Below are 1207 nucleotides of genomic sequence, written 5' to 3'. Positions count from 1 at the left end.
CTAGTGAAAACCTGCTCAGGAGTTAACGTTGAAGGAAACGACGATGAGCACCCTGATGGAAGACGACATCAAGCGCTGGACGGCCAAGCGTAAAACGGCCCTGGTCCTGGACATCATCCAGGGCAAGACGACAGTCTCGGAGGCTAGCCGGGCTTTCGATCTGAACCCCTCCGAGGTGGAGCAGTGGGTCGATGAAGGTAAGCGGGGCATGGAGAACGCCCTGCGTACCAAGCCGCTGGAAATCAAGGAGCAGTACGAGAAGCAACTGCGTGAGCTGCAGGAGGCCTACGGCGAAGCCATGCTGGAGCTGCGTGCCAGAAAAAAGCTGGCGTCCCTGCTGGGCAACGAGGACGAGAAATGATCCTCAGCCTTCAGCAGGGATTGGCTGAAGACGGGTTCAAGGTCAGCCTGGTCAAGCTGTGCCAGTGGTTCGAGATACCCCGACGCACGGTGTACTACCGCAGCACCAAAGCCGCGCCCAAGGTGCAGGAGCAGTTCGTCAAGCCGATCAAGGCGATGATCGAAGAGAACCCGTCGTTCGGCTACCGCACGGTAGCGCACCTGCTCGGGTTCAACAAGAACACCATGCAGCGCATCTTCCAGATCTTGGGCTGGCAGGTGCGCAAGCGCCCGGTGGGCTTCAGGCCGCGCATCCAGGCCTTGCCATCCGTGGCCGAAGCGCCTGATGAGCGTTGGTCGACTGACCTGTGCCGGGTGTGGACAGGCCGTGATGGCTGGGCCTGGCTGGCCCTGGTGATCGACTGCTACAGCCGCGAGCTGCTGGGCTGGCACCTCAGCCGCAGCGGCCGATCCAAGACCGCCGAGGCGGCGCTGGAGCAGGCGCTGATCGCCCGCTACGGCTGCCTGGGCAAGGTCAAGCACCCGTTCCTGCTGAGATCGGACAACGGCCTGGTGTTCACCAGCCGTAGCTACACAGCCCTGGTCAAGAGCTATGGCCTGCAGCAGGAGTTCATCACCCCTTACAGCCCTGAGCAAAACGGCATGATCGAGCGCGTGATCCGCACGCTCAAAGACCAATGCGTGCACCGCCACCGATTCGAAACCCTGCAGCACGCCAACCGCGTGATCGGCGATTGGATCGGCTTTTACAACCACCAGCGTCCTCACCAGGCGCTGGGCATGAAGACGCCCGCTGAGGCTTATGCTTTAGCGGCCTGACCTGTGCAGGTTCTGCTGGGTCAATACA

The 1207-nt window shown here is 61.5% G+C and carries 2 protein-coding genes; both read left to right on the top strand.

What is annotated here, in order from left to right; all coding sequences use genetic code 11:
• The first annotated feature begins 43 nt into the window (after nt 1-43).
• A complete protein-coding gene (locus tag EBQ26_RS12500) occupies nt 44-361 on the top strand; it encodes a DUF1153 domain-containing protein (protein ID WP_122239558.1) in 318 nt (105 codons plus the stop codon).
• Nucleotides 358-1179, top strand: a complete 822-nt coding sequence (locus EBQ26_RS12495) for an IS3 family transposase (protein WP_122239557.1) — start codon at nt 358-360, stop codon at nt 1177-1179. Before EBQ26_RS12500 ends, EBQ26_RS12495 begins: the two co-directional genes overlap by 4 nt.
• Nucleotides 1180-1207 lie beyond the last annotated feature (28 nt).

Source organism: Allofranklinella schreckenbergeri (genome assembly GCF_003703475.1).
Taxonomy (GTDB): domain Bacteria; phylum Pseudomonadota; class Gammaproteobacteria; order Burkholderiales; family Burkholderiaceae_C; genus Lampropedia; species Lampropedia schreckenbergeri.
Note: the sequence above shows the minus strand (reverse complement) of the source record. Positions and strands in the feature narration are given on the sequence as shown.

Bases quoted from the DNA above. Each gene is read 5' to 3' on its own strand.
- EBQ26_RS12500 (WP_122239558.1), top strand. From the start codon at position 44: ATGAGCACCCTGATGGAAGACGACATCAAGCGCTGGACGGCCAAGCGT.
- EBQ26_RS12495 (WP_122239557.1), top strand. From the start codon at position 358: ATGATCCTCAGCCTTCAGCAGGGATTGGCTGAAGACGGGTTCAAGGTC.